This is a genomic window from Streptomyces lavendulae subsp. lavendulae, assembly GCF_002803845.1.
In the GTDB taxonomy this organism is placed as follows: Bacteria; Actinomycetota; Actinomycetes; order Streptomycetales; family Streptomycetaceae; genus Streptomyces; species Streptomyces lavendulae.
In genome coordinates this window covers 1,492,370-1,514,977 of record NZ_CP024985.1, presented here as the reverse complement: position 1 = coordinate 1,514,977, position 22,608 = coordinate 1,492,370, and the positions used below count along the sequence as shown (strand labels likewise).

Annotated in this window: 17 protein-coding genes and 1 tRNA gene; 7 read left to right on the top strand and 11 right to left on the bottom strand. The window is 74.0% G+C overall.

Annotated features, from left to right (window positions below; genetic code table 11):
• Positions 1 to 92: 92 nt before the first annotated feature.
• Positions 93 to 407 carry a hypothetical protein gene (locus tag SLAV_RS06800; protein ID WP_030224456.1) on the bottom strand — a complete coding sequence of 105 codons (315 nt, stop codon included), beginning with the start codon at positions 405 to 407 and terminating at the stop codon, positions 93 to 95.
• Positions 408 to 657: 250 nt separating this feature from the next.
• Positions 658 to 2,340 carry a ricin-type beta-trefoil lectin domain protein gene (locus tag SLAV_RS06795; protein WP_234333340.1) on the bottom strand — a complete coding sequence of 561 codons (1,683 nt, stop codon included), beginning with the start codon at positions 2,338 to 2,340 and terminating at the stop codon, positions 658 to 660.
• A gap of 192 nt (positions 2,341 to 2,532) precedes the next feature.
• On the opposite strand from SLAV_RS06795, the gene SLAV_RS06790 reads away from it, so the two are divergent.
• Both SLAV_RS06790 and SLAV_RS06785 read left to right on the top strand, forming a co-directional pair.
• Positions 2,533 to 3,174 carry a TetR/AcrR family transcriptional regulator gene (locus tag SLAV_RS06790; RefSeq protein ID WP_030224451.1) on the top strand — a complete coding sequence of 214 codons (642 nt, stop codon included), beginning with the start codon at positions 2,533 to 2,535 and terminating at the stop codon, positions 3,172 to 3,174.
• Positions 3,175 to 3,188: 14 nt separating this feature from the next.
• A complete protein-coding gene (locus tag SLAV_RS06785; protein WP_030224449.1) occupies positions 3,189 to 4,136 on the top strand; it encodes a serine/threonine dehydratase in 948 nt (315 codons plus the stop codon).
• A 14-nt stretch (positions 4,137 to 4,150) separates the two neighbouring features.
• Here the strand turns inward: SLAV_RS06785 and SLAV_RS06780 are convergent, their stop codons facing one another.
• A complete protein-coding gene (locus SLAV_RS06780) occupies positions 4,151 to 4,609 on the bottom strand; it encodes a universal stress protein (RefSeq protein WP_030224446.1) in 459 nt (152 codons plus the stop codon).
• A 190-nt stretch (positions 4,610 to 4,799) separates the two neighbouring features.
• Between SLAV_RS06780 and SLAV_RS06775 the strand changes: the two genes are divergently transcribed.
• Positions 4,800 to 5,156: a hypothetical protein gene (locus SLAV_RS06775; RefSeq protein ID WP_030224444.1), complete on the top strand. Its 357-nt coding sequence runs from the start codon at positions 4,800 to 4,802 to the stop codon at positions 5,154 to 5,156.
• A gap of 16 nt (positions 5,157 to 5,172) precedes the next feature.
• On the opposite strand, the gene SLAV_RS06770 is transcribed toward SLAV_RS06775, so the two are convergent.
• The 8 genes from SLAV_RS06770 to SLAV_RS06735 form a co-directional block, all read right to left on the bottom strand.
• Positions 5,173 to 5,397: a hypothetical protein gene (locus SLAV_RS06770; protein WP_030224442.1), complete on the bottom strand. Its 225-nt coding sequence runs from the start codon at positions 5,395 to 5,397 to the stop codon at positions 5,173 to 5,175.
• Complete coding sequence (locus SLAV_RS06765) at positions 5,394 to 7,334, bottom strand: peroxidase family protein (RefSeq protein ID WP_199922103.1); 1,941 nt, start codon at positions 7,332 to 7,334, stop codon at positions 5,394 to 5,396. Before SLAV_RS06765 ends, SLAV_RS06770 begins: the two co-directional genes overlap by 4 nt.
• Positions 7,335 to 7,342: 8 nt before the next feature.
• Entirely contained in the window at positions 7,343 to 8,707 is a 1,365-nt protein-coding gene (locus tag SLAV_RS06760) for an alpha/beta hydrolase family protein (protein WP_030224438.1), read from the bottom strand.
• A 63-nt stretch (positions 8,708 to 8,770) separates the two neighbouring features.
• Positions 8,771 to 10,150 carry a cytochrome P450 gene (locus tag SLAV_RS06755; protein ID WP_030224436.1) on the bottom strand — a complete coding sequence of 460 codons (1,380 nt, stop codon included), beginning with the start codon at positions 10,148 to 10,150 and terminating at the stop codon, positions 8,771 to 8,773.
• On the bottom strand, positions 10,147 to 11,559 hold the full coding sequence (locus SLAV_RS06750; RefSeq protein WP_030224434.1) for an FAD-binding oxidoreductase: 1,413 nt from the start codon (positions 11,557 to 11,559) through the stop codon (positions 10,147 to 10,149). The genes SLAV_RS06755 and SLAV_RS06750 overlap by 4 nt, the downstream gene beginning before the upstream one ends.
• Before the next feature lie 65 nt (positions 11,560 to 11,624).
• Positions 11,625 to 13,235, bottom strand: a complete 1,611-nt coding sequence (gene mdlC, locus SLAV_RS06745) for a benzoylformate decarboxylase (protein ID WP_030224433.1) — start codon at positions 13,233 to 13,235, stop codon at positions 11,625 to 11,627.
• A 297-nt stretch (positions 13,236 to 13,532) separates the two neighbouring features.
• Complete coding sequence (locus SLAV_RS06740; protein WP_030224430.1) at positions 13,533 to 15,845, bottom strand: ATP-binding protein; 2,313 nt, start codon at positions 15,843 to 15,845, stop codon at positions 13,533 to 13,535.
• A tRNA-Ala gene (locus tag SLAV_RS06735) sits at positions 15,845 to 15,919 on the bottom strand. Before SLAV_RS06735 ends, SLAV_RS06740 begins: the two co-directional genes overlap by 1 nt.
• A gap of 412 nt (positions 15,920 to 16,331) precedes the next feature.
• On the opposite strand from SLAV_RS06735, the gene SLAV_RS06730 reads away from it, so the two are divergent.
• The 4 genes from SLAV_RS06730 (at position 16,332) to SLAV_RS06715 (ending at position 22,602) form a co-directional block, all read left to right on the top strand.
• Complete coding sequence (locus tag SLAV_RS06730) at positions 16,332 to 17,663, top strand: ABC transporter substrate-binding protein (RefSeq protein WP_051840094.1); 1,332 nt, start codon at positions 16,332 to 16,334, stop codon at positions 17,661 to 17,663.
• Between the two features lie 146 nt (positions 17,664 to 17,809).
• Entirely contained in the window at positions 17,810 to 18,631 is an 822-nt protein-coding gene (locus SLAV_RS06725; RefSeq protein WP_234333351.1) for a carbohydrate ABC transporter permease, read from the top strand.
• Positions 18,628 to 19,479, top strand: a complete 852-nt coding sequence (locus tag SLAV_RS06720) for a carbohydrate ABC transporter permease (protein ID WP_030224424.1) — start codon at positions 18,628 to 18,630, stop codon at positions 19,477 to 19,479. Before SLAV_RS06725 ends, SLAV_RS06720 begins: the two co-directional genes overlap by 4 nt.
• 93 nt (positions 19,480 to 19,572) lie before the next feature.
• Complete coding sequence (locus SLAV_RS06715; RefSeq protein ID WP_030224422.1) at positions 19,573 to 22,602, top strand: alpha-mannosidase; 3,030 nt, start codon at positions 19,573 to 19,575, stop codon at positions 22,600 to 22,602.
• The last annotated feature ends 6 nt before the right edge of the window (positions 22,603 to 22,608 follow it).

Here is a 22,608-nt window from a genome sequence, read left to right as displayed (position 1 = left end):
GCGGCCGTTGCGACCCCCGTACGCCCCATGGACGATTCGGAGCCGCCGCGCCGGCGGCTCGGTCCCGTACGCGGCCGGGTCCGGCGGGGCGCTCAGGCACGGGGCCGGCCGGCCCGCTCCGCCGCCCGGCGGGCCATCTCCGCCAGGCGGTCCCCGGCCTCAGGCCCAGTCGGCCGGGTGGCCATTTCCCCGCGTTTGCGCAGCTCCACCACCCCGTCGGTGAGCCGCTCCGGATGGGCAGGGGCGGCGGGCCCGGGTAACCGCGCGTCGGCGGGGCCGTCGGGCCCGCCCACCAGGAGGGTCAGCAGCTCCAGGGCCGACGCCGCGGGCGTCGCCGCGCCGCCCGCGTCACCCGCCGTACCCGGTGCGGTGGCCGGGGCGGGCCGCTCCTGCTCGGTCTCGGACATCTCGCTGCACTCCTGTCGGCCTCTGGCCCGTGGGCGTCGGAAAGGGGCGGCCGCCGCGGCGGCCGCCCCCGGCACGTCCGGGCCAGTCAACCCAGCGCCTCCACCGCGAGGGAGTCCCCGGATCCGATCTCCCCCGTCCGGGTAGGACGAATCCCCCGGGAGGGTGAGCGATACGGCGTGTCGCGAGCGCTTCCGGATTAAGTGAGGTATCCGGACCCGGGGGCGCTCCCGAGTCGGCGGTAGTGACCCGTCAGACCGGCAGGGACCAGGCCTGGTCGGCGCGGTGGTCACCGCAGGGGGCCAGCCGCAGTCGCTCGGCCACGGCGTCCGCCGTCGCGGGCGCGGCGGGGGCGGTCAGGCACTGGCCGCTCGTCTCCTCGACCAGGGCCCCGTCGCGCCGGTGGTGCCAGCTCTGCCCCGCCTGGCGCCCGGGGGCGCATTCGGCCAGCTCCACGGCCGCGCCCCCGCCCGCCGTCAGGCATTTCCCGTCCAGCCGCACCCGTCCGCCGCCGCCCAGCGTCCAGCGCTGGTCGCCTCCGGCGGTGCACCCGGCCAGGACCACCGCGCCGACGCCGGTGGTGTTGGCCCCGTCGGCGCACGCGGCACCGAGGCCGTTGAGCTGGCCGGTGGGCACGGCCTCGGCGCAGCCGTGCGGGGTGAGCCGCCAGAGCGCCGTGTCGTGTGCGGCGAGCCGCCCGGTCAACGCGTCGGAGACCTCCTCGGTCCGCCCGCTCCACAGGTCCTCGGCGTCCACCGTGCAGGCGCGCAGCCCGATGTCGGCGAGCGGCACCGAGACGTCCCGGGCGGCGGCGGAGCGGTTGAGCACGGCCACCGCCCGGTCGCCGTTCGCCAGCGGCCGCACCAGCACGTCGAAGGTGGCGTTGGAGGAGACGACCGCGCCCTGCCGGCCCATGGGGTCCTGGTCGAGGGCGATCAGGCGGGTGTTGCCGAGGGCGGCCAGCCCGCCCGGGGTCAGTTCGGAGACCTCGGAGGACAGGATGAAGGGGGCCGCCATCATCGCCCACAGCCCGACCTGGCTGCGGCTCTCCGCGTCGGTCAGCCCCGGGGCGCCGGCGATCAGGAAGTCGGGGTCGTTCCAGTTGCCGGGGCCCGCGTAGCGGCCGAGCCACCGGTTGTATCCGTAGTTGCCGAGTACGGAGCTCCACCGCGAGGTGGCGGGGGAGGACGGCTTGTACACCTTGATGTCGCGGCCCTCGCGCCACAACTGGCCGGTCTCGCCGACCCAGTCGAGCACCTTGTGCCAGTCGGAGCCGCCCCATTCGCCCTGCTGGAAGTAGGCGGGTGCGGAGGCCGAGAGCACCATCGGGCGGCCGCTGTCGCGCAGCGCGCGGGCGACGGAGTTGTAGGCGTCGCGGTAGGCCTCCTCCTTGGTCCTGCCGGGCGGCACCCACAGGTTGCAGCCGTCCATCTTCACGTAGTCCACGTTCCAGGACGCGAACTGCCGGGCGTCGCGGGCGTAGTGGTCCGCGCCGCCGCCCTCGGGGGCGCCGCTGCCGGGGTAGCGCTCGCAGGTGAGGGATCCGGCGTCCTCGTAGATGCCGAACTTCAGCCCCTTGCCGTGCAGGTACGCGCCGAGCCAGGCCATGCCGTGCGGGAACTTCGCGGTGTCCACGACCAGGTTCCCCTGGGCGTCGCGGCTCTTCTCCATCCAGCAGTCGTCGACGGTCACCGTGTCGTAGCCCTTGGCGGCGAGCCCGCTGGAGACCAGCGCGTCCGCGTTGGCGACCACGGTGGCCTCGTCGATTTCGCACATGTAGTGCGCCCAGTTGTTCCACCCCATGGGCGGGGTGAGGGCGAGCGGGGTGTCCCCGGTCGCCGTCGGCCCGGCGGCCGCCGGGGCTGGGCAGAGCGCGAGGGCGAGCAGGGCGGCCGCGGTCAGACAGGGGAGCGAGGCGCGCAGGCGAGACGGCACGGGGTCTCCTTGGCGTGGTGGCGTACGGCGGGGGCGTTCGTGCGCCCAGTGCAGCGGTGCGACTACCCGCTGTCAACATAAGTCGATGTTTCCGCGTCGATGACCAGCAATATGGGTGCAGTCGGGAGCGGGACCGGGAGTCGCCGACTCGGTGATACGGCGTATGTGCCACCGGCTGATACGCTGTATCTCATGCCGAGGAGATCCACCGCCCTGGACCGGGCGACACCGGAGGCCATTGCCCTCACCGCCCTGCGCATCCTCGACGAGGAAGGCCCCGGGGCCCTCAGCTTCCGCGCCCTCGCCGACCGGCTCGACGTCTCCCACGCCACCGTCCAGCGCCGCTGCGCCGACCTCGCCGGACTGCTGGACCTGTGCACCGAACACCTCGCCGCCCAGCTCCCCGAGATCCCCGCCGGCACCGACTGGGCCGAGGCCACCGAGCGGCGGTTCGGGGCCCTGTACCGGCTGCTCACCGCCCACCCCGGACTCCTCGTGCTGCGCGGCGGCCGCCCCTGGCTCGGCCGCCAGCTGCTGGCCCGCCTCGTCGAACCCGCCCTCGCCGACAGCGTCGCCGCCGGGATGAGCGCCGCCGAGGCGATGACCGTCTACCGCCGCATGTACCTGCTCACCCTGGGCAGCGCCGCCTTCGTCGACCACCGGGACCCGGGTGCCGTCACCGCCGCCTCGCGCGCCGCGCTCGCCGCGCTGGATCCGGCCGAGTTCCCGGTGCTCTCCGGCGGACTGGCCGAAGTCCTGCCCCCGCTGACCGACCACGAGGTGTACTACGGCGCCCTGCGCCAGCTCATCGAGGCCGCCCGGCCCGCCGTCTGAAAGGCAGTCCGACCATGGAACAGCAGCTCGACCACGCAGCCGTCCGCGCCGCCGCCCGACGGGTGGCGGGGACGATCCGCCCCGCCGCCGTCGTGCCCGCCGCCGAAGGGGTCTGGTACGCCCTGGAGTACCTCCAGCACACCGGCTCCTTCAAGGCCCGCGGCGCCCACAACTTCCTCGCGGCCCACCGTGAGGCCGGCGCCCTGCCCGCCGCCGGGGTCACCATCGCCTCCGGCGGCAACGCGGGCCTCGCCTGTGCCTGGGCGGCCCGCGCGCACGGGGTTCCCGCCACCGTGTTCCTCCCCGTCAACGCGCCGCGCGTCAAGGTGGAACGGCTGCGCGGCTACGGCGCCGACGTACGGCTCGTCGGGGACCGCTACGCCGAAGCGCTCGCCGCCTGCCGGGAGTTCGCCGCCGGCAGCGGAGCCCTGAGCAGCCACGCCTACGACCACCCCCTCGTGGCCGCCGGGGCCGGAACCCTGCTGGAGGAGGTCCGGGCCGCCCTGCCGGGCCTGGACACCGTCGTCGTCGCGGTCGGCGGCGGCGGACTGTTCGCCGGCGTCGCCACCGCTGCCCGCGCGCACGGCGTACGGGTGGTCGCGGCCGAGCCGGAGCACTGCCGCGCCCTGAACGCCGCCCTGGAGGCGGGCCGCCCCGTCGACGTCCCCGTTTCCTCCGTGGCCGCCGACTCCCTGGGCGCCACCCGGGTCTCTGCCGACGCCCTGGCCGCCGCCCGCGCCGGGAACGCCACCTCGGTCCTGGTCCCGGACGAGGCCATCACCGCCGCCCGCCGGGCCCTGTGGGAGGAACACCGCATCGCGGTCGAGGCCGGGGCCGCCACCGCCCTCGCGGCCCTGCGCACCGCGGAGCGGCCCCTGGGCGAGCGCGTCGCCGTCGTCCTGTGCGGCGCCAACACCGACCCCGCCGACCTGCGGGAACCGGCGGAGGCCCGGACGGCCTAGTGCCGTGGCCGGGCTCAAGCCCCCTCGGGGGCCTGCTCGTCGCGGACGACGACCACCGTGCTCGCGGCGTACTGGACGACCTGCTGGCTCACCGAGCCCAGCAGGGCGCCCTTGATCCCGCCGTACCCGCGCGTGCCCACCACCGTCAGCTCCGCCTCCCGGGAAGCCTCCACCAGGACCTGGGCCGGGGGCCCCTGTTCGACCCGGCGGAAGACCGGGACGCCGGGCGAGGTGCCGACCGCCTCGGCGACGGTGTCCGCCAGCCGCTGCCGCGCGCCCTCCTCGGCGGACACCAGCTCCGCCTGCTCCACGGTGCCCACCGCGAACGGATTGGTGTTCCACTGCCAGCTCATGACGGCGTGCACCCGGCTCCCGGTGGCCCTGGCCTGGCCGACCGCCCAGCGCAGCGCCTCCTTCGAGTGGGCCGAACCGTCCACCCCGACGACGATCAGGGGCTCGATGGTCTCACTCACAGTGGGTTCCTCTCGGTTCGTCCGGATCGTCCTTCCCACCCTGTATACACGGACCCCGGGTACCCGACCTCGAACGACGATCGTCGCGGCGGCCGAAGACTTTGGGGGACAGCGGGCACGCCCCGCCCGCTGCGAAGGTCGGCACGACGGCGGAAAACGCCGGAACGCGACGGCACGGAGGAAACGGGCGATGGCTCAGCGCAAGGGATGTCTGATCGGCTGCGGCGTGGCGCTGGTGGTGGGGATCGGATTCGCGGCCGCGCTCCTGTTCGGCGTCTCCAAGGTCGTCGACGTCGCCGACAAGACCCTCGTCGACCCGAAGGTCTTCACGGAGGCCAAGGTCGGCGACCCCGAGGACCAGGTCCGCGGCAAGCTGCCCTCGGGCGAGAGCTTCGTCAAGGAGACCCTCAAGGAGGGCGGTCCGGCCGAGCCCGCGGGCAGCACGTGCGCCTGGTACCTCTCCACCGACGACGGCGGCAAGGACGTGCTGCGCTTCTGCTTCAAGGACGGGAAGCTCGCGGACAAGGCCGAGTACCGCATGAAGTAGGCCCCTCGGCGGGGCGTCACCCGCCTCCCGGCCGGCCGTCCAGCCGGGAGGCGGAACGGGACAGTCCCGCCGCGGCCGTGTCGCAGCGCAGGGCCAGCTCGTCCACCCGGGCCCGGAAGGCGTCCGCCTGCGCGCCCTTCCAGTCGAGGCGCTCACAGGCGCCGCGCAGCCGCAGGGCCCGGTCGCGCAGCGCGGCGGCGTGGGCGCGCAGCCCCTCCGCCGGATCGGGCCGCCCGCTCACGACCGCTCCTTCCACGGCGCGAAGGCGTTGCTCACCCCGGCCAGCGCGGGCGCCAGTTCGGGGTGGTGCCGCAGCAGCACCGTGACCATCGAGTTCCGGTCGATCCAGCGCAGCCCCTCCGCCGTGTACACCTCCGGCCGGTAGTCGGTGGTGAAGAAGCGGTCGCTCTTCAGGCGCCGGCTGGCCATCAGGATGAAGATCCGGAAGAGGGTGTCGCTGAACCCGAAGCCCGCCGGGCGCGGTTCGGCGAGGTTCCCGACCAGGGTGTCCACCCGGTCGAGCCGGCCGTCGTAGAGCTCCCGCAGCAGCGGGGTGTCGCCCGGGTGGCCGCCCGTGAGCTCCTCGAAGGAGGTCACGGGCCGCTTGCGCAGCATCTGCCGGTAGGCGTTGTACCGGGGGATCCCGCGCTCGCGGTCGCGCAGGATGTCCACGGTCCCGAGGTCGACGTGCTCGCCCGAGAGGCGCTTGAGGTTGCGCAGCGCGTCCGGGTGGTTGTGCAGGACCAGGGCGCCGGGGTGCGTGACGCCGAAGGTGTACAGCAGGTCGCTCGTCCCGTAGGCGTCGACCGAGGTGCGGGTCGTGGCCCCCTGCATGTCGTCGAAACCGATGACGTCCCGCTTCTCGCCGCGCCGGTGGTCGCGGACGGTGATCTCGTCGGGGATCAGCGGGTGCAGCCGGTACGCCGAGACGAACTCCTCCGTCATGGAGAACGGCGCGGAATGGTGGTCGGTGCGCGAACCGAGGATGCCGCTCAGGGCCTCGCCGCCGATCCGGCCGAACCGGCGCGTCACCCAGCGCGGCAGCAGTCCGTGCCAGTTGGCGTTCATCGAATGCCGCAGCACCGGGGTGTCGAGGATCCCCGGGGTCCACTCCACCGTGTGGATCTTCGCCATGAGCGCCGTGTTCACCAGCCGCGCCGTGTGGAAGAGCCGCTCGTCGTCCCAGGTGGGATGGTGCGAACGGACCAGGTCGCAGATGGAGTTGTGCTCCTTGGCGAAGAGCGTGTGCAGCAGCGAGAGCCCGGCCCAGTAGTCGCTGTTCATGCCCGTGGCGTCCAGGCAGCCCATCCCCGGCCGGGGGTCGGCGGGCAGCCGGCCGTCGTCGAGGATCAGGTGCCCGTGCTCCCCGGTGCGCAGCGAGCGGCAGCGGGCCTCGTCCGAGCCGTAGATCTGCGAACCGTCCCACCAGTGGGTGACCGTGTTCTCGTACGTCGGCGGGGCGGAGGGCGTGGTGTGGGAGACGGGGTCGGGGCGGGTGCGGTTCACCCGCATCGGGCAGCCGCCGCCCTGCTCCGCCCAGTCGTCGTCCGCGGCGAGCGGGACGGTGAACGGCTCGGCCTCCTCGTTGTCGCCGTGGTTGGCCCAGCCGTGGTTCTGGAACTGGATCCACGCCGCGGCCAGCAGGTTCAGCGTCGGGGCCGGGACGAAACCCCGCCGGGCCAGCAGCTGCCGGCTGACCTCGCGGGGGCTGGGCGCCATCAGGTCCTCCCCGTCGGGGAAGGCCATGTGCAGCGGCGCGTTGCGGTCCAGCCGGGTGCCGACCCGGCCCATGTCCACGTCGTACGGGTCGTAGCCCGAGCCGTCGTACGAACGGTACGGCGCCGGCTGCTCGGTGGGGCGCCGGTCCCGTTCGCCGCCCGCCCCGAAGGTGTCGTGCAGATTGTGCCGGCGCAGGTCCTCGCGGAGCACCGCCAGGTTCAGCAGTCCGATCGGAGCGGGCAGTTCGTGCCACTCGTAGCTGCGGTTGATCAGGGAGAAGGCGGCGGACTCCAGCCGTTCCAGGACCCCGGGCGGCCCGTACGGCTCCGGTGGCGGGGGCGTGCGGCGGGGCCGGCCGGGCAGCGGCGGCCCGCCGTCCGTGCTCCCGTCCCGCTCCTGCGCCCGCGGGGGCGGCGGGGGAGCGCTCTGCTCGGCGGGCCGGGGGGTGGTCTCGGTCATCGGGGTCCTCAGCGGTCGTGGAGGGTGAAGAGGTGCGTGCCGGTGACCCGGCCGCGGAACGGGGCGAGTTCGGAGTCGACGTGCGCCCGTGCGTGCGGGACGTCGTGTTCGAGGTTGTGCGCGTACCGCTCGGCGGCGTGGCACAGCGGGAAGGCGTGGGTGTCGTCGGCCCAGGTGAACTCGGTGAACCCGGCGGGCGGCGCGTAGGGGGAGACCGCCGAACGCCCTTCCAGGCTGGGCACGATGTCGTGCTCGTTGACCAGGGACACCACCCGCGTCCGCGGGTCGGCGGCCCGCTTGTGGTCGACGGGCGAACCGATCGCGATCACGTGCGTCACGGTGTACAGCGCGTTGAAGTCCCGGCTCGACGCCAGGTTCATGGCGGTGATCCCGCCCTGGCTGTGGCCCACCAGGGCCACCTCCGTGCCGGAGGGCACCAGCCGGCGCAGCGCCTTGACCACCGCCCGGGTGTACGGGGTCTCGCGGGAGGCCACCGCGTCGATGGCGCCCACCAGGTCCTGCGGGCCCTGCGCGTTGAACGCCGCGCCCATGCCGGCCAGTTGGACGACGTAGCGGCCCACGCCGTCCGGCCCGGCCACCTGCTGCACCAGCAGCAGACCACCGGTGCCGATGCGCCCGATGTTGCGGACGTAGCCCACGATCGTGCCGGAGGTGTCGAGGCCCTCCAGCAGTTCGGCCGACGCGGTGTGCGGTTCGGCCCGTCCCGCGCCCCGGTCCAGCACCGACCAGAGCGCCGAGCTGATCCCGAGGAAGTAGTCCGAGGTCAGCGGGCGGCCCGTGGCGATCTGCCAGCCCGCGTTGTCGTTGAAGGGGTTCTCGTCGGTCAGCGCGTTCCAGGCCATGATGTCGGCGAAGGACGGTGCCAGCAGCGCCAGCGCGTACTCGGCGCCCTTCTCCGTCAGCAGCGTCTTGAACACCCGTACCGCCTCGGCCTGCCGGTCCTCGTCGATGGCGCGCAGCACCCTGGAGGTGGTCGGGTTCTCCAGCAGTTCCGGGTGGCGCACCGACGCCGCCCGGATCCGGGCCTTGAGCCCCTCGACGGCCAGACTCACCGCCAGGCTCTCCCTGCTGGTCAGTACGCCCGCCAGCCAGAGCGCCCCGGCCAGCGGATGGCGGCCGTGCGGGGCCCAGCCGAAGCCCCGGGGGTCCGTCAGCGCGGACACCAGTTCCCGCCGGTCGCCACGGCGGCGGCGGGGTCCGGCCGCGGCGGCCGGCGGGCGCGGGCCCAGGGCGACGCGGGAGGCGTAACGGGCGGCCTCCCGCACGGCGTCGGCGGCCTCGGCCAGCTCGGCGCAGACCGCGTGCAACGAGGCGACGTCCGGTTCGGTGACGGACGGGACGGCTGGGGACATGGCACTCCCTCTCTGGGGCCCGGTGCGCCTCCGGGGCGCCCGGGCCCTGGCTCACGGGTCGGTTCAGCGGCGGGTGAGGCGCAGGCGGAGGGCGGCCGTGTCGAGGATCCCGGGCAGCGGGCGCGCCACGTCGAGGGCCGGGCGGGCCGCGGTGATGCGGTGGCCGCGCAGCACCTCGGCACAGACCAGGGAGGTCAGCAGCAGGGCGATGTGCTCGCCCGGGCAGCGGGCCCCGCCGTGGCTGAACGGGGCCACCCGGGTGTCCCCGTGCACGTCCGGCACCAGCCAGCGGCCGGGCGCGAAGAGGTTGCCGCCGTCGACCTGTTCGGGATCGCGCTGGTGGAAGCCCATCGGGACGAGGACGTTGGTCCCGGCCGGGTAGCGCACCCCGCGCCACTCGGTCTCGGTCCGGGTGACCCGTACCAGGTCCGGGACGATCGGGTACAGCCGGACCGACTCCTCCAGACAGGCCCGCAGCCGCGGCAGCCCCTCCGTGCCGGCCGCCGCGTCGGCGTGCGCAGCCTCCTGCTCCGCGGGGTGGTGGGCCAGCAGGAAGAGGGTGCGCAGCACCACCGGCGCGGCGAGGTCCACGCCGAGCAGCCAGTGGTGGGCCTGCCCGAGCGGGTCCGTGCCGTCCGGGGAGGGCTCGCTCAGCGCGCGGGCCGCCAGGGTGTGGGCGGGCGCGGTGGCCGCGTACCGGGCGATCCGGTCCTCGACCTCGGCGTAGAGGGCCTTCGCCGCCTCCGGGCGCCGGCGGCCCATCCAGTTGGCGTGCCCGCGCAGGGTCACGAGCCGGTCGGACAGCTCCTGGTCCTCGGCGGCCTGGTCGCCGAGGACCACCCGCCGGGAGATGCGGGTCATGGTCTTCCAGAAGAGCGGGAAGCCGACGACGCTCCGCTCGGTCAGCCGCCGGCACTCCTCCTCGACGACCGTACGGAACTCCTTGCAGGAGGGGTGCACCTGCCGGTCGGCGGCGAGCGCGTGGTCGTTGACCCGCCGCCGGTCCTCGCGCACCGGGCCGTGCGAGCAGATCACGCCCGTCGGCTCGAACACCGAGAGGCTGTCGTACTTGTCCTTCGCGTCCATGGCGAGCGTGGACACCGGCTCCTCGAAGAACCGCCGGACGTCGGCCTGGTCCAGCAGGACCAGCATCTCGCCGGACAGCGCGCGCACCATGACGGGTGCCCCGCGGTGCCGGGCCCTCATGGCGCGCAGCGTCGCGTTCGACCAGGCCGGCTGGTTGACGCGGGAGTACAGGGACATCACCCCGAACCGGGGGTTGGCGACGCCCCGGACGAACACGGGCAGGGTGTGCGTGGCGACGAAGCGGACGGTCTCGGCCAGCCCCGCCCGGACGGGGGGCAGCGGGGAGGGCGCCGGGCGGGCCCCGGTCCCGGCGGTCCCGATCTCGGTCCCGGTCCCGGTCTCGGCGGACTGGGTCATGCCGTGACCACCTTTCCGGGGTTGAGGAGGTTGCGCGGGTCGAAGAGCCGCTTGAGGCCCCGCTGCAACTCCAGGGAAACCGGGCCCAGTTCGCGCTCCAGCCAGTCCCGCTTCAGGGTGCCGACGCCGTGTTCCCCGGTGGTCGTCCCGCCCAGGGCCAGGCCGGCCTCCATGATGTCGTCGTAGGCCGACCGGGCGCGGGCCGACTCGTCCGGGTCGGACTCGTCGAAGACGACGGTGGGGTGCAGGTTCCCGTCCCCGGCGTGGCCGAGGGTGAAGATCTGGAGCCGGTGGTGCCCGGCGATCCGCTCGATCTGCCCCACCAGCTCCGCCAGCGCGGACCGCGGGACCGCCACGTCCTCGATGAAGGCGGTCAGCCCACCGCCCCGGGAGGCCATGTACGCGGCGAGCGCCGGACTGACCAGGCGGCGCGCCTCGATGATCTCCCGGGCCTCCTCGGCGGTGGCGGCGGCGGTGATGTGGTCGGCCCCGGCCTCCTTGCAGAGCAGCTCCATGGAGGTCAGGTCCGCCGAGGGGTCCGCGCTGTCGCTCTCCACGATCAGCGTGGCGGCGCTCCCGGTGCGCAGCAGCCGGTGGCGGCCGAGGTCCACGACCGCCTCCGTGGTGGCCCGGTCGAGGAGTTCCAGCGCGGACGGGGTGTGGCCCGCGGCGGTGATCGCGGCGACGGCCTCGCCGGCCGCCTTGAGGGAGGGGAACTGCGCGAGGAGGGAGAGGGCCGGCGGCCGGGCGGGCCGCAGGGCCAGGGTGGCCCCGACGACCACGGCCAGGGTGCCCTCGGAGCCGACGACCAGCCGGGTGAGGTCGTAGCCGGCGACGCCCTTGACGGTGTCCCGGCCCGTGCGCAGCCGGCGGCCGTCGGGCAGGACGAGGTCCAGGCCGAGGACGTAGTCGGCGGTCACCCCGTACTTCACGCAGCAGATGCCGCCCGCGCCGGTGGCGATGTTCCCGCCGATGGTGCACCGCTCCCAGGAGGCGGGGTCCGGCGGGTACGTCAGCCCGTGCTCGGCGACGGCGTCGGCCAGGCGGCGCGTGGTCACCCCCGGTTCGCAGCGCACCAGCCGGTTGGCCGGGTCGACGGACAGGATCCGGTCCATCGCGGCCGTGGACAGCACGATGCAGCCGTCGACCGCGTTCGCGGCGCCCGCGAGACCGGTCCGGGCGCCCTGCGGTACGACCGGCACGCCGAGCGCGTAGGAGGTGCGCATGACGTGCGCGACCTGCTCGGCGGTCCGCGGGACGGCGACGACGGCCGGGGTCCCGCAGGCGGAGAAGGGCGCGGAGTCCCGGGAGTGCGCCGCCAGCGCCGCCGGGTCGGTGAGCAGGGCCTCGTCGGGGAGCGCGGAGCGGAGCGTGGACAGCAGGAGGGGCGTGTCGGTGGTGGGGGGCATGCCGGCCTTCCGGGACGTGCGGGGAGACTGCGGGGGTGGCCTCGGAGCCTGGGGCTGGGCTGGGGCTACATCGAGGGGAGTTCGGTGGCGACGGGCACGTCGATGAGCACCGGTCCGTCCTGCTGGAGCGCCGACTCCCTTACGAGCTTGGTGAGTTCGCCCGCGCCGGTCGCCCGGTGGGCCGGTACGCCGTAACCCGTGGCGATCGAGGTGATGTCCAGTCCCGGGATCTCCAGGCCGGGCGCGCCCTGGGCCCGCTCGACCTGGGCGAACCACTGGAGGATGGCGTAGCGCTGGTTGCTCAGGACGACGAAGGTCACCGGGATCCGGTAGGCGGCCGCGGTCCACAGCGCCTGGACGGCGTAATGGGTCGAGCCGTCGCCGATGACGCAGGCCACCGGCCGGTCGGGGGCGCCGAGTTGCGCCCCGACGGCGGCGGCGAGCCCGAAGCCCAGGCCGCCGCCCGCGGTGAAGAGGAAGGAGCCGGGGGTGCTGATCCGGGTCGCGTCGTGGAACTGGCCGAGGTTGGAGGGCGACTCGTTGATCCAGAGGGTGTTCTCGGGGGCGCCCTGGGCGATCGCCGACATCGCGGCGAGCGGGGTCAGCACCCCGTCGGTCTCCGCGTAGGAGACGGCCCGCTCGATGCGGGGCGCGGCATCGGGGGTCCGCCGCTCCGGCAGCTCCGCCAGCAGCGCCCGTACGGTCAGCGCCAGGTCGGCGACCAGCGCGTCCCCGACGGGGGCGCGGGCCGCCTCCTCGGCGTCGCGGGTGAGCTGGACCAGCTCGGTGCCCTCGGGCAGGTAGGCGCCGGGGACGTACGGGTAGTAGCAGAACACCGGCGCGCCGATGACGAGGACCAGGTCGTGGCCCTCCAGGCAGCGCGCGAGCGGCGCGATGGCCGGCGGCAGCGTCCCCCGGTAGCGGGGGTGGGACTTGGGGAAGGCGCACCGGCCCTCGGTGGGCGCCGACCACACGGGCAGTCCGGTGCGGTCGGCCAGGTCCACGACCGCCTCCCAGGCCCCGCCGGCGTCCACGTCGTTGCCGACGACGAGGACGGCGCTGCGGGCACCCGCCAGGCGGGCGGCCAGCGCCCGTACCGCCTCGGCGGACGGAACGGCCGCGTGGGTGACGGTGCGCGCGGCGGTCCGCTGCGCGGCCCGGTCCTCGGCCTCGTCGATCACCACGTCGAAGTCGTCCATCGGCAGCGAGACGAACACGGGCCCCTGCGGCGGCGTCTCGGCGATCTGGGCCGCGCGGGCGAGGGCCGGGGCCACGTCCGCCGGACGCGGCGGCTCGTACGCCCACTTGACCGCGGGCTGGGGCAGGAGGGTGGACTGCGGATTGGCCAGCAGGGCCTCCATGGTGAGCATCGCCCGGACCTGCTGCCCGGCGGTGACCACCATCGGGGTCCGGTTGGCGCGGGCGTTGATGATCGCGCCCATCGCGTTGCCCGTCCCCGGGCCGGTGTGCAGGTTGACCAGGGCGGTGCTGCCGGAGGCGAGGGCGAAGCCGTCGGCCATGCCCACGACGACGGCCTCCTGCAGGCCCAGTACGTAGCGGAAGTCCTCGGGGAAGTGCTTGAGCATGGGCAGTTCGGTGGAGCCCGGGTTCCCGAACACCGTGGTCATCCCGCGGGTGCGCAGGACGTCCAGGACCGACTCGCGGACCGTACGCATGGGGTTCCTTCACGGAGCAGACGGAAGCAGTGGGTGATCAATGCATCACATTGCGTTGATCAAGGCAAAACCCATGATCCGTTCGGGTCGGCCCTGCGGGATGCCCCGCCGGCCGCCCGCTCCGCGTGTTACCGGCCGCCCCGCCCGGCGGTCTCCCGGGACGGCGGACGCGCCGACCACCCGGACGGTGGACGTACCGGGTGCACGGGGTTGACCGCCCGGGCGTCCCGGAGGTTCCGTCGCCCACCGGAGGGGAGTTGACCCCCTGCCGTCGCTCCCGCCCCCGCGGGCAGCCGGCTACCCGGGCAGTCGGCTGCCCCGCATCCAGTGCCGGGCGGTGCTCCAGCCCAGCAGCCGGCGGGCCCGGCCGCCGTCGGCGGTGCCGTCCGCGCCGAAGGAACCGCCGTCGGCGACCAGGCGGAGCCCGGCGAGGGCCGGGGCCAGCAGGGTCCGTACGTGCCCGGACCGGCGTGCGCCCTCCGCCTCCATCCAGGCCAGGGCCGCCTCCCGCTCCGCCGCTTCGCACAGCGAGAGGTGGAACAGCATCTGCCGCCACGCGTACGCCGCGTCCTTGATCGTGGGCATCGGCCGCGGGTTGCCCTCCACCCGGGCCAGCAGCCGGCACACGGCCTCGAAGCAGTCCCGCGCCAGGCGCGCCCAGCCGGGCGGCGGCGCGATCCGGGCCCGCGCGGCCAGCGTGGCCAGGTTGTGCGTGGTCAGGATCTGGGCCTGCTCGATCACGGTGCCGTTCGCCGCCGTGGACCAGCCCTGCGTCGCGGTACCCGCCCGCCGCGCGCACAGGGCGGCGAACTCCGGCGCGGTGCGGGCCGGGTGGCCGCGCAGCGCACCGTCGGTGGCCTGCGCGATCGCCATCCGGCGCACCGCCGCGTAGTCGATGCCGTAGTAGCGCGCGTACAGGCTCCCTTCGAGGAGGTCGGCGGCGATGCGCGCGGCGACGAGGAACTTCGGGCTGAAGGTCCCCATGAAGATGTCGGCGGCCAGCTCCTCCACGAACGGCGCGCCCAGCTCCGCCCGCCGGGCGAGCTCGCCCAGCTCCCGCACCAGCGGATTGGGCAGCACGGTGGCCGGGAAGGCGCACACGGCCAGTTCGCCGAGCCGGCGCAGGGCCTCCCGGGCCGGCTCCCCGTCCGCCGCCCCGTCCCCGAGGTGGCCGGAGACGGCCCGGACCCAGGGGAGTTCCCCGATCCGTACCTGGCTCTGCAGGTCGAGCAGCAGCAGGGAGCGCCGGCGGCGGAAGGCGCGGTACGTCGCCGCCATCAGGGTCCGCAGCGGCCCGTCGGCGTAGCGTTCGGCGGTGACCGTGGCGACGAGCTGCGGCACCAGGGAGGCCAGCACCTCGGCGGACGGCACCACCCCCCGCTCCACGAGCACCTCCAGCGGGGCGCTGAGCGCGCCGCGGACGGTGGCGGCGACGGCCGGCGGCACCACCGCGCCCACGGGCAGCCCGGTCTCCGCGGCCTCGCGCTCGCTCACCGGAGCCACCGCGGCCTCCGGGTCCGGGATCCCGCGCTCCCCGTCGAGCGGGGCGATCCGCCGCAGCACCAGCGCGGCCAGCGCGTGGTGCGAGGGCAGCGCCGCGTGCTCGGCCCGGGCCCGGCGCAGCCGGGCGTGCCCGGGGGAGCCGGGTACGCCGCGCTTGGCGACCATCGAGGAGACGGCGACCCGCAGCAGCCCGGCCAGGCGGGGCGCGAGGGCGCGGCCCGCGAGCTCCTCCCGCAGGGCGCGGCGCAGGATCGCCGCGTTCGACTTCGGGTCCCGGTGCTTGGTGCAGCGGGTGTGCGTGGCGGCGAGGGCGGTGTACCGGGACAGCAGCGCGGCCCCCTCGGCGCGCCAGCCCGGGGGAGGCGCGTCCGGCCCCGCCGCCGCCAGCCGGTGCGCGAGCAGTTCGTCCTCGAACGGCCGCCACACGGACAGGGCCTCGCGCTGCGCTTCCACCTGCGGGTGGGGCCCCCGGCGGGCCAGCGTGGCGGCGGCCTCGCCCGCGGTGCGGCGGTGCATGCAGTCCGCGCCGGGCGCGGGCCGGTCGGCGGGCCGCGGGGCGAACCGCAGCCGGTCGGCGAACGGGCCTATCTCCGCGACGAGTTCGGCGGCCGAGTCGAACCGGCCGGCGCGCACCAGCCACGCCACCGTCGCCAGCGCCGCCTCCTCGGGCGCGTGCACCTCGTAGTGGCCGCTGTCGAGCAGGGACCAGAGGTCGCGCAGGCCGTCCTCGGTGAGGTGGTGGGCGAAGAGGTCCGACCGGGTCGCCGGTACGCCGGCCCGCCGGGCGGTCTCCTTCTCGTGGGGCAGCAGCGGCCCGCCCGCCGCGGCCGAGCCGGTCGCGAAGCCTCCGGTGACCACCTCCGGCGTGACCCAGGCGGGCAGCGCGGCGACGGGGGTCCGCGATCCGATGGACAGGGTGCCCCCGGCCATGCCGGACAGGACGTCCCGCCACTGGCAGGCACGGGCCCCGGCCCGCTCGCGGGTGGCCGCGTCCTCGTGGGTGAGCGAGGTCCGCAGGGCCCGGGCGAGCCGGTCCGCCGCGTAGGACGGGGACGCGGAGACGGACGGGGACGGGTGCGGGAGCTGCTGGTCAGCGTGTGCGTTCATGGCCGGCGTGGCAGGTCCTGCCCCTGCGCCCTCCGGGAAGCAAGCCCGGTGCTCTGCTGCTGAGCTACACGCCGTGGTTCGGCCACGAACCTAGGCGGCGGCCGGGCTCCGCACAAGGTGTTTTGTACGGGGTGCCGGGCGGACGGGCCGTACCGGCGGGTAAAGCGGTTTCGGGAGCCCGGGGATAAAGCGCATTAGTACCGGCCTGGGACAACCATCGATAAGAAGTCAAACATTGACGCCCCATCATTTTCGTTACCGAAGGCAGGTGTTCGTCGGAGCCCTTTGGACTAAAGCGCATCAGTCCAGGTCGATGCCGTGCCCGGTGAAGGACTGAAGGAGCCGGCGAGGTCACCCGTCTCGTTTCGGGACGTATGTGCCGTCGGCCAGCGGGCTTTCGGGCTCGTTGACGGGGTCTCGGTTTCCGGACAGCGTGGGCGGAGCGTTCCGGCAGCGAGGCCGGAACTCCCCCGGAAGGCGGCGACGATGACTCGTTCACAGCTGACCCGTACGGCCCTCGCCACGCTGGTGGCCGGATCCCTCCTCTCCCTCTCCGCCTGCGGCCTCGGCGGCGCGGGGGACACCAAGGAGGCGGAGAAGACCGGCAGGGTGGCCGGGGAGATCACCTTCCGTACCCTCCAGCTCAAGCCGGTGTACACCGGATACGTCCAGGGGGTCATCGACTCCTTCGAGCGCAAGTACCCGGACGTCAAGGTGAAGTGGGAGGACGTCCCGGGCGACGGCTACAACGAGAAGCTCGTCGCCGACGCCCAGGCCGGGGCCCTCCCCGACGTGGTCAACCTCTCCACCGACTCCTTCCAGCTGCTCGGCGACCGCGGCATGCTCGCCGACGTCGCCACGCTCGACGCGGCCGTCGCCAAGGACTACGTCCCCGGCGCCTGGGAGCAGTTCAGACTCCCGGGCAAGGGCGACGGCGTGTACGCCTACCCCTGGTACGTGACCCCCGAGATCCTCACCTACAACCAGGACCTCTTCCGCCAGGCCGGCCTCGACGCGGACAAGCCCCCCACCACCGTCGAGCAGTTCTTCGACTACGCCGAGCAGATCGCCGCCCGCTCGGGCGGCCGGTACTCCGCCTTCATGGCCGACCCCAAGGGCCGGCTGCCCGGGGACTGGCAGAAGATGGGCGTCCCGCTCCTGAACGCCTCGCGGGACCGCTTCACCTTCGACACCGACAAGGCCGTCGCGTGGGCGGAGCGGATGAAGGACCTCTACGCCAAGGGCGCCATGCCCAAGGAGTCCCTCCTGAAGGCCGACGACATCAACCAGCTCTACGGCGGCGGCAAGCTGGTCTTCGGCCCCGGCTCCCCGGGCTTCGTCAAGGACATCAGGCTGAACGCCCCCCAGGTCTACGCGCAGACCCGCGTCGCGGGCGCGGTCACCGGCACCCTCGGCCACATCGGCATCTACGCCCAGTCCCTCGGCATCAGGAAGGACACCCGCCACCCGGACGCCGCCGCCGAGTTCGCCAAGTGGGTGACCAACGGCCCCAACCAGGTGGAGTTCTCCAAGAAGGCCACCATCTACCCCTCCAACGCCAAGGGCCTGGCCGACCCGTACTTCTCCGACCGGGGCGACGGCAAGGACGCCGAGACCCTCGCCCGCGCGATCGGCGCCGGGCAACTCGCCACCGCGGACCTGGACGCCAACACGCCCGTCGAGTGGACCAGCCAGGTCGGCGACGCGGTGGCGCGCGAGATGCAGAAGGCCGTCAAGGGTGACGAGGACCCCCGGACGGCGGTGCGCAAGGCCCAGGAGGAGGCCAACCGGCTGCTGGCCGCGGCGGTGCGGAAGTGACCCTGACCCCGGCCCGGGCCGAGGCCCGCGGCGGCGCCCGCGGGGACGGACGCCCGCCCGCGGCCGACCGGGCCACGGGGGCCGACACGGGGCTGCCCCACCGCAGGTGGTGGACCCCCTACCTGTTCCTCGCCCCCGGGCTGCTGATGGTGGTCCTGTTCAGCCTCTGGCCCTTCGTCAACACTGTCGTCCTCTCCTTCACCGACGCGCAGATCCTGCGCGGCGGCTCCTTCGTCGGCTTCGACAACTACGCCCGCGCCCTCGCCGACCCCGACTTCTGGATGGCCACCGGCAACAGCGTGCTCTACCTGGCCGTCGTCGTGCCCTGCCTGGTCCTGCTGCCGCTGGCCCTCGCGGTCCTCGTCCGCACCGAGGTCCCCGGCATCGGCTTCTTCCGCTCCGCCTTCTACACCCCGGTGATCGCCTCGGCCGTCGTCGTCGGCCTGATCTGGCAGTGGGTGCTGCGCAGCGACGGGCTGGTCAACACGGTCTTCGAGCGGATCGGCGTGATCTCCGGACCGGTCCCCTTCCTCACCGACAGCACCATGCTGCTGGTCTCCGCGATGATCGTGACCGTGTGGAAGGGCCTCGGCTACTACATGGTGTTCTACCTGGCCGCCCTGGGGAACGTCCCCGAAGCGCTCCACGAGGCGGCCGCCCTCGACGGTGCCGGTCCCGTACGCCGCTTCTTCAGCATCACCGTCCCGCAGGTGAAGCCGATGATGCTGCTGGTCGGCACCCTCTCCGCCATCTCGGCCCTGCGCGTCTTCACCGAGATCTACATCCTGGGCGGCGAGAGCGGCGGCCCCGGCGGCGGCTCCCGCACCCTGCCGTTCCTCATCCGGCAGGTCGGTCTCGGCTTCTCCGGGGAGACCGGCTACGCCTGCGCCCTCTCGATCCTGCTGTTCCTGCTGACCCTGGTCTTCAGCCTGCTGGGACGCCGCCTGTCGAAGGGGGACGAGGAGTGAGCGCGCCCGCCCCCTCCCGGGAGGCCCGCCGGCGCCGGCTGCTCGGGCTCGCCGCCCGGTACGCCACGCTGCTGCTGATGCTCGGGGTCGTCCTCGGGCCGATCGTCTGGCAGTTCCTGACCTCGCTCCGGGGCCGCACCGAGAACGTCTACGACGGAGTGCTGCCCTCCCGGCCCACCCTCGACAACTACCTCCGCGTCGCCGAGTCCTTCCCGCTGCTGCAGTACGTGGGCAACACCCTCACGGTGGCGCTCCTCGCGGTCACCTCGAACATGCTCTTCGCGGCGATGGGCGGCTACGCCCTCTCGCGGGCCGGGTGGAAGGGCCGCAGGACGGTCTTCACCCTCCTCGTGGCCACCCTGATGTTCCCCTTCGAGTCCGTGATGATCTCGATGTTCCTCACGGTCCGCGAGATGGGCCTGGTCGACACCCTGATCGGGGTCTGGCTGCCCGGAGCGGTCTCGGTCCTCAACATCATGATCATGCGCGCGGCCTTCCTGGCCGTCCCCAGGGAGATCGAGGAAGCCGCGGTCCTGGACGGGGCGGGCGAGTGGGCCCGCTTCACCCGGGTCTTCCTCCCGGCGGCCAAGGGGGCCCTCGCCGTCGTCTGCCTCACCAGCTTCATGGGCGCCTGGGACGACTTCCTCTGGCCGCTGCTGGTCCTCACCGACAGCGAGCACTACACCCTCCAGCTCGGCCTGAAGACCCTCGCCGGTGCCACGACCACCAGCGACCAGAGGATCATCGCGGCCGGGGCGATGGCCGCGTTCCTGCCGATGGTGCTGCTCTTCTTCGCCCTCCAGCGTTTCTTCTTCAAGGGGGTGGGCGAGGGAGCGGTCAAGATCTGACCGCGCCGTTTTTGCCGTCCGCGCCGTTTTTGCCCGTCCGCGCCGTCCGCGCCGTCCGCGCCGTCCGACCCTCCGTCCACGGGAGCCGCCGTCATGCACGACGACCGCAACATCACCGAACACCGCCTCCGCCGGGTCCTGCACGAACGCGTCAAGCCCGCCGTCCGCACCCGCCCGGTCCCGCTGACCGTCGAGCGCTGGGAGGCCCCGGGCGAGCCCGTCCCCGTCGCCGAGGCCCTGGCCGCCCCCTACCGGCCCTGCGAGGCGGGCGACGCCTGGGGCCCGGCCTGGGGCACCACCTGGTTCAGGGTCACCGGCTCCGTACCGGCCGACTGGGCGGGCCGTACGGTCGAGGCCGTCCTCGACCTCGGCTTCGACCGCATGATGCCGGGCTTCCAGTGCGAGGGGCTGGTCCACCGCGCCGACGGGAGCGAGGTCAAGGCGCTCAACCCCTACAACGACTGGGTGCGGGTGGCCGACGCTGCGGCCGGCGGCGAACGCGTCGAGTGGTACGTCGAGGCCGCCTCCAACCCGGTCCTCGTCGACCACGCCCCCACGTACGAGGGCGACCGGCTCACCAGCGGCGAGCGGCCCCTGTACCGGATCGCCCGGATGGACCTCGCCGTCTTCGAGACCGAGGTGTGGGAACTCGTCCAGGACCTCGAAGTCCTGTACGACCTGATGACCCAGCTCGACGGGTCCGACGCCCGCCGTTACGCGATCCTGCGGGCCGTCGACTCCGCACTGGACGCGGTGGACCTCGACGACGTCCCCGGCACGGCCGCCGCCGCCCGCTCCCGCCTCACCGCGGTGCTCGCCGCCCCCGCGAACGCCTCCGCGCACCGGATCAGCGCGGTCGGCCACGCCCACATCGACTCGGCCTGGCTGTGGCCGCTGCGCGAAACGGTGCGCAAGGTGTCGCGGACCGCGTCCAACATGGTCGCCCTGATGGACGAGCACCCCGAGTTCGTCTTCGCCATGTCGCAGGCCCAGCAGCTCGACTGGATCAAGACCCATCGGCCCGAGCTCTTCGAACGGGTCAAGAAGAAGATCGCGGACGGGCAGTTCGTACCGGTCGGCGGCATGTGGGTGGAGTCCGACACCAACATGGTCGGCGGCGAGGCGATGGCCCGCCAGTTCCTCTACGGCAAGAAGTTCTTCCTCGACGAGTTCGGCATCGAGACGCGCAACGTCTGGCTGCCCGACTCCTTCGGCTACACCGCCGCCCTGCCGCAGATCGTCAAACTCTCCGGCTCCCGCTGGTTCCTGACCCAGAAGATCTCCTGGTCGCAGGTCAACGCCTTCCCCCACCACACCTTCTGGTGGGAGGGCATCGACGGCACCCGCGTCTTCACCCACTTCCCGCCCGTCGACACCTACAACAGCGACCTCGGCGGCGCCCAGCTCGCGCACGCCGCCCGCAACTACCGCGAGAAGGGCCGGGGTTCGCGCTCGCTCGCCCCCTTCGGCTGGGGCGACGGCGGCGGCGGCCCCACCCGCGAGCACCTGGCCCGGGCCCGCCGCCAGCGCGACCTCGAAGGCTCCCCGCGCGTGGAGATCGAACGCCCCGACGCCTTCTTCGAGAAGGCCCACGCCGAGTACGCGGACGCGCCGGTCTGGGCCGGCGAGCTGTACCTGGAGCTGCACCGAGGCACGTACACCTCCCAGGCCAAGACCAAGCAGGGCAACCGGCACAGCGAATCCCTGCTGCGCGAGGCCGAGCTGTGGGCGGCCACGGCCGCCGTGCGGGTGCCCGGCTTCGGCTACCCGTACGAGGACCTGGAACGCCTCTGGAAGACCGTCCTGCTCCACCAGTTCCACGACATCCTGCCCGGCTCCTCCATCGCCTGGGTGCACCGGGAGGCGCGCGCGACGTACGCGCAGGTGCGCGAGGAACTGCGCGCGATCGTCCTGGCCGCGCAGCTGGCCCTGGCCGGGGACGGCACCGCCGAGCTGGTCTTCAACTGCGCCCCGCACACCCGGCGCGGCGTCCCGGCGGGCGGCGCGGGCGTGCCGGTGGCGCCCGGGCGGCCGGTCGCCGTGCGGGAGCGGCCCGGTGGCGGGCACGTCCTGGACAACGGGCGGCTGCTGGTCGGGATCGACGGCCGCGGACTGATCGTGTCCGCGTACGACCTGGAGGCGGACCGCGAGACGGTGGCCCCGGGACGGGCCGCGAACCTGCTCCAGATCCACCCCGACTTCCCGAACATGTGGGACGCGTGGGACATCGACGCCTTCTACCGCAACAACGTCACCGACCTCGTGGAGGTGGACGCGCCGCCGCTGGTGGAGACCGGACCGGACGCGGTGACGATCCGCGTCGGCCGGTCCTTCGGCCGTTCGTCGGTGGTCCAGTCGATCACCCTGCGGGCCGGGGCCAGGACGGTGGACATGGTGACGGAGGTGGACTGGCACGAGACGGAGAAGTTCCTGAAGGCCGCCTTCCCGCTGGACGTGAAGGCCGAACGGTACGCCTCCGAGACCCAGTTCGGGCACGTGTACCGGGCCACCCACACCAACACCTCCTGGGAGGCGGCCAAGTTCGAGATCTGCGCGCACCGGTGGATCCACGTGGCGGAGCCGGGATGGGGCGCCGCCGTCCTCAACGACTCCACGTACGGCCATGACGTGACGCGCGACGTGCGGCCGGACGGCGGGCAGACGACCACGGTCCGCCTCTCCCTCCTGCGGGCCCCGCGCTATCCGGACCCGGAGACCGATCAGGGCGTCCACACCCTGCGCTTCTCGCTGGCGCCGGGCGCGCGGATCGAGGACGCGGTGCGCGAGGGGCACGCGCTGAACCTGCCGGAGCGGGTGGTCCCCGGCGCGGGCCCGGTCGCCCCGTTGATCGCGGTGGACGAGGACGCGGTGGTCGTCGAGGCGGTCAAGCTGGCCGAGGACCGCAGCGGCGACGTGATCGTCCGCCTCTACGAATCCCGGGGCGGCCGCGCCACCGCCGCCCTCACACCGGCCTTCCCGATCACGGCGGCGGTCGAGAGCGACCTCCTCGAACGCCCCCTGGACGGCACGGCGGTGGCCGCACCGGCCGCCGACGGGACCACCGTCCTCACCCTGCGCCCGTTCCAGATCGTCACGGTCCGCCTGTGCCGCCCCCGTGAGTAGGGTGTC